Raw genomic sequence first — 4837 nt, forward strand, 5'->3', positions numbered from 1 at the left:
TCGCAGCGACGGCGCGGGCGAGCTCCTCGGCCCAGTGCGGGCCCGGCAGCGCGTTCCACACGGCCCGTGGCGCGCCGCCCCCGGCCAGCGACTCCAGGAACGCCGGCCCCCGCTCGTACCGCGCCCAGGTGCCCGGCTCCGGCGCGGGAGGCGGCGGCAGCGGGGCGGGCGAGGGCTTGGACTCGGCGCGCGCGCTACGCGGCGGGACGGCGAGCTGCAGCACGTCCGCCAGGCTGCCCGCGTACCGGTCGGCCACCGCCCGCGCGAGCCCGAGCAGCTCCGGGCTCAGCACCGGCTCGGGCGAGACCACGTCGGCGAGCGCGGCCAGCGGCCCGCTGTAGTCGGACGCGGCGAGCCGCTCGACGAGGAAACCGTCGATCAGCCGGCCGCCCTCCCGACGGCCGCCCCTGACCTGGTGCGACCCGGCCCCGAAGCGCACCCGGACCCGGACGCCGGGCTGCGCGGCCTCGTCGAGCTCCTCGGGGACCGCGTAGTCGAAGAACCGGTCGAGATGGAGCACGCCCTTGTTCACCACGACCCGGGCCACCGGCAGCTCCTTGGCCAGGGCCGCATCGCGCCAGGTACGCGGCTTGGCGCGCGGCGCCTTCGCCTTGCGCACGGTCTCCCGGATGAGCGCGAGCTGCTCCGGCGGCTCGCCGGCCGCCGGGCCGCCTTCGGGGATCTCGTTCTCGCTGCTCACATGGCATTCCTACCAAACGACGCCGACAACGCCGACGGCCCCGGACCGAGAGGTCCGGGGCCGTACGGGAACGGCGGTGCGGGCGTCAGACGCCGGCGGCCTTGCGCAGCGCCTCGACGCGGTCGGTGCGCTCCCACGTGAAGTCGGGCAGCTCGCGGCCGAAGTGGCCGTAGGCGGCCGTCTGGGCGTAGATCGGGCGCAGCAGGTCGAGGTCGCGGATGATCGCGGCCGGGCGGAGGTCGAAGACCTCGCCGATCGCGGACTCGATCTTCTCCGTGTCGACGGTGTTGGTGCCGAAGGTCTCGACGAAGAGACCGACCGGCTCCGCCTTGCCGATCGCGTACGCGACCTGGACCTCGCAGCGCGAGGCGAGGCCGGCGGCCACGACGTTCTTGGCGACCCAGCGCATGGCGTAGGCGGCCGAGCGGTCGACCTTGGACGGGTCCTTGCCGGAGAAGGCGCCGCCGCCGTGGCGGGCCATGCCGCCGTAGGTGTCGATGATGATCTTGCGGCCGGTGAGGCCGGCGTCGCCCATCGGGCCGCCGATCTCGAAGCGGCCGGTCGGGTTCACCAGGAGGCGGTAGCCGTCGGTGTCCAGCTTGATGCCGTCCTCGACGAGCTGCTTGAGCACGTGCTCGACGACGAACTCGCGGATGTCGGGCGCGAGCAGCGACTCGAGGTCGATGTCGGAGGCGTGCTGCGAGGAGACCACGACCGTGTCGAGGCGGACGGCCTTGTCGCCGTCGTACTCGATGGTGACCTGGGTCTTGCCGTCGGGGCGCAGGTACGGGATGGTCCCGTTCTTGCGGACCTCGGTCAGCCGGCGGGAGAGCCGGTGCGCGAGGTGGATCGGGAGCGGCATGAGCTCGGGGGTCTCGTCCGACGCGTAGCCGAACATCAGGCCCTGGTCGCCGGCGCCCTGCTTGTCCAGCTCGTCCTCGTCGCCCTCGACGCGCTTCTCGTACGCCGTGTCGACGCCCTGCGCGATGTCCGGGGACTGCGACCCGATGGAGACCGAGACGCCGCAGGAGGCGCCGTCGAAGCCCTTCTTCGAGGAGTCGTACCCGATCTCGAGGATCTTGTTGCGCACCAGGGTGGGGATGTCCGCCCAGGCCTTGGTGGTGACCTCGCCGGCCACGTGCACGAGACCGGTGGTGATCAGGGTCTCCACGGCGACACGGGAGGTGGGGTCCTCCCGGAGCAGCGCGTCGAGAATGGTGTCGCTGATCTGGTCAGCGATCTTGTCGGGGTGACCCTCGGTCACTGACTCCGAGGTGAAGAGACGACGGGACACAACGCTCCCTGTGGTTGCAGCGGCTGCTGGCTGATCATTTACGGAACAGCAGGGGGCTGCGCCCCGCGTCGTTCCGAGAACAGTTTATCGGGCCCTCTCGGGCGTTGGGCCAGGTGTCTCGCAACGTGGGAGACGGATCACCCGGGAGTACGTCACCTCCCGTACGGCGAATGGCCCCCATCCACGCCCGAAAGGCCCGGTTCCACGCGGTTTCGTCCATGCGTGGGAGTGGATGGGAAATTCCTCCCTATGCTACGCGGTCCCGGCGCGCAGTCGCGGCGCGACCAGGTCCCAGACCGTCTCGGCGAGCGCCTCCTTCGGACCGTACGGCACGGGCGTCTCGGCCCCGTCGGCGGCGAGGATCACGGCCTCGTTCTCCTCCGCGCCGAAGGTCTTGCGCTCCCCCACCTCGTTCACCACGAGCAGGTCGCAGCCCTTGCGACGGAGCTTCTCGCGGCCGTGGGCGAGCACGTCGTCGGTCTCGGCGGCGAAGCCGACGACCACCTGGCCGGGCAGGGCGCGCTCGGCGGAGATCTCCGCGAGGATGTCCGGGTTCCGGACCAGCTCGACCGTGGGCGCGCCGTCGTCGCCCTGCTTCTTGATCTTGCCGGGCGCATAGACGGCCGGGCGGAAGTCGGCGACGGCCGCCGCCATGACCACCGCGTCGGCGTCCGCCGCGGCCTTGAGCACGGCCTCGCGCAGTTGGACGGCGGTGCCGACGTGCACGACGTCGACGCCGGCCGGGTCGGGGATGCCGGTGTTGGCCTCGATCAGGGTGACCCGCGCGCCGCGCGCGGCGGCGGCCCGGGCCAGGGCGTAGCCCTGCTTCCCGGAGGACCGGTTGCCCAGGTAGCGGACGGGGTCGAGCGGTTCGCGGGTGCCGCCGGCGCTCACCACCACATGGCGGCCCACGAGGTCGGGCGCGGTGGCCCCGCGCGCGAGGACCCTGCGGCAGACCTCGAAGATCTCGGCGGCGTCGGGCAGCCGGCCCTTGCCTGTGTCGACGCCGGTGAGGCGGCCGACGGCGGGCTCGATGACGATCGCGCCGCGGCGGCGCAGGGTGGCCACGTTCTCCTGGGTGGCCGGGTGCTCCCACATCTCGGTGTGCATCGCGGGCGCGAAGACGACCGGACAGCGGGCGGTCAGCAGGGTGTTGGTGAGCAGGTCGTCGGCGAGGCCGTGCGCGGCCTTGGCCAGCATGTCGGCGGTGGCGGGGGCGACGACGACGAGGTCGGCGGCCTGGCCGATGCGGACGTGCGGGACCTCGTGGACGGACTCCCACACCTCGGTGGAGACGGGGTTGCCGGAGAGCGCGGACCAGGTGGCCGCGCCGACGAAGTGCAGCGCCGCGTCGGTCGGGACGACGCGCACGTCGTGGCCGGACTCCGTGAGCCGCCGCAGCAGCTCACAGGCCTTGTACGCGGCGATGCCGCCGCTGACCCCGAGAACGACCTTCGGCTTTGCCACCACTGCTGCTCCCCGAGCTCGGCTGCGTACGACTGGCGGATGCGTACGACTCCATGAGACACCACAGGCCCGGCGGTCGTGCCGCCGGGCCTGAAGTGACAAGCGTTACGTGCTTACTGAGCCGGGCCCTCGATGGCCTCGGAGGTCAGCAGACCCGCGTTGATCTCGCGCAGGGCGATCGAGAGCGGCTTCTCATGGACGTGGGTGTCCACCAGCGGACCGACGTACTCCAGCAGGCCCTCGCCGAGCTGGGAGTAGTACGCGTTGATCTGCCGCGCGCGCTTGGCCGCGTAGATCACGAGGCTGTACTTCGAGTCCGTGGCCTCGAGCAGCTCGTCGATCGGCGGGTTGATGATGCCCTCGGGCGCGGTGATGGAAGAGGACACGCTCTACCTTCCGAAAGGGGGAAAAAGATCAGACAACTGCCATCAAGGCTAGCAGCTCACGTGCTACGTCCTCGACGGAGGTGTTGACGAGGGTGGTGTCGAACTCGGTTTCGGCGGCCAGCTCGACCTTGGCGGCCTCGAGCCGGCGCTCGATCACCTCGGGCGACTCGGTGCCGCGGCCGGTGAGGCGGCGGACCAGTTCGTCCCAGCTCGGCGGGGCCAGGAAGACCAACTGGGAGTCCGGCAGGGACTCCTTGACCTGTCGGGCGCCCTGGAGGTCGATCTCGAGGAGGACCGGCTCGCCGGCCTCCAGGCGGTCCAGGACCGCCCGCCGGGGCGTGCCGTAGCGGTTGCCCGCGAACTCGGCCCACTCGAGAAGCTCGCCGTTGGCGACCAGCTTGTCGAACTCGTCGTCCGAGACGAAGAAGTACTGGACGCCGTGCTTCTCGCCGGGACGCGGCTTTCGTGTCGTGGCCGACACCGAGAGCCAGACCTCGGGGTGGACCTTGCGCATATGAGCGACGACCGTGCTCTTGCCGACCCCGGAGGGGCCGGAGAGCACGGTCAGCCGCGGACGTACCTCTGCTGCCATGCAGCGATTATTCCAGCTTTGCGGGTGTGCCCAGGACGATGTCCCGGACTCAGGCGCCGGCGCCGCCGAACTCGCGCTCCAGGGAGGCGATCTGGTTGGAGCCGAGACCGCGCACACGACGGCTCTCGGAGATGCCGAGCCTCTCCATGATCTGCTTGGCGCGGACCTTGCCCACGCCCGGCAGGGACTCAAGAAGCGCGGAGACCTTCATCTTGCCGATGACGTCGTTCTCCTGGCCCTGCTTGATGACCTCGTGCAGGGAGGCGCCGGAGTGCTTGAGTCGATTCTTGACCTCGGCCCGCTCCCGGCGAGCCGCGGCGGCCTTTTCGAGCGCGGCTGCGCGCTGTTCAGGGGTAAGGGGCGGAAGAGCCACGCCTACGTCACCTCGGATGTCGAAC

The 4837-nt window shown here is 71.1% G+C and carries 6 protein-coding genes; all 6 read right to left on the minus strand.

What is annotated here, in order from left to right:
- The coding region (locus VIU94_RS37465) for a primosomal protein N' family DNA-binding protein (protein ID WP_524540660.1) at positions 1–700 on the minus strand (700 nt) is incomplete at its 3' end.
- Positions 701–785: 85 nt separating this feature from the next.
- Positions 786–1994 carry a methionine adenosyltransferase gene (metK, locus tag VIU94_RS37470; protein ID WP_331918838.1) on the minus strand — a complete coding sequence of 403 codons (1209 nt, stop codon included), beginning with the start codon at positions 1992–1994 and terminating at the stop codon, positions 786–788.
- Positions 1995–2246: 252 nt separating this feature from the next.
- A complete protein-coding gene (gene coaBC / locus VIU94_RS37475; RefSeq protein WP_331918840.1) occupies positions 2247–3461 on the minus strand; it encodes a bifunctional phosphopantothenoylcysteine decarboxylase/phosphopantothenate--cysteine ligase CoaBC in 1215 nt (404 codons plus the stop codon).
- Between the two features lie 113 nt (positions 3462–3574).
- Entirely contained in the window at positions 3575–3847 is a 273-nt protein-coding gene (gene rpoZ / locus VIU94_RS37480; RefSeq protein ID WP_005319902.1) for a DNA-directed RNA polymerase subunit omega, read from the minus strand.
- A gap of 28 nt (positions 3848–3875) precedes the next feature.
- Complete coding sequence (gene gmk / locus VIU94_RS37485) at positions 3876–4439, minus strand: guanylate kinase (RefSeq protein WP_331918842.1); 564 nt, start codon at positions 4437–4439, stop codon at positions 3876–3878.
- A 49-nt stretch (positions 4440–4488) separates the two neighbouring features.
- On the minus strand, positions 4489–4812 hold the full coding sequence (locus tag VIU94_RS37490) for an integration host factor (protein WP_030493613.1): 324 nt from the start codon (positions 4810–4812) through the stop codon (positions 4489–4491).
- Between the last annotated feature and the right edge of the window lie 25 nt (positions 4813–4837).

This window comes from Streptomyces sp. (assembly GCF_036566765.1).
Lineage (GTDB): Bacteria > Actinomycetota > Actinomycetes > Streptomycetales > Streptomycetaceae > Streptomyces.

Bases quoted from the DNA above. Each gene is read 5' to 3' on its own strand.
- gmk (WP_331918842.1), bottom strand. From the start codon at position 4,439: ATGGCAGCAGAGGTACGTCCGCGGCTGACCGTGCTCTCCGGCCCCTCC.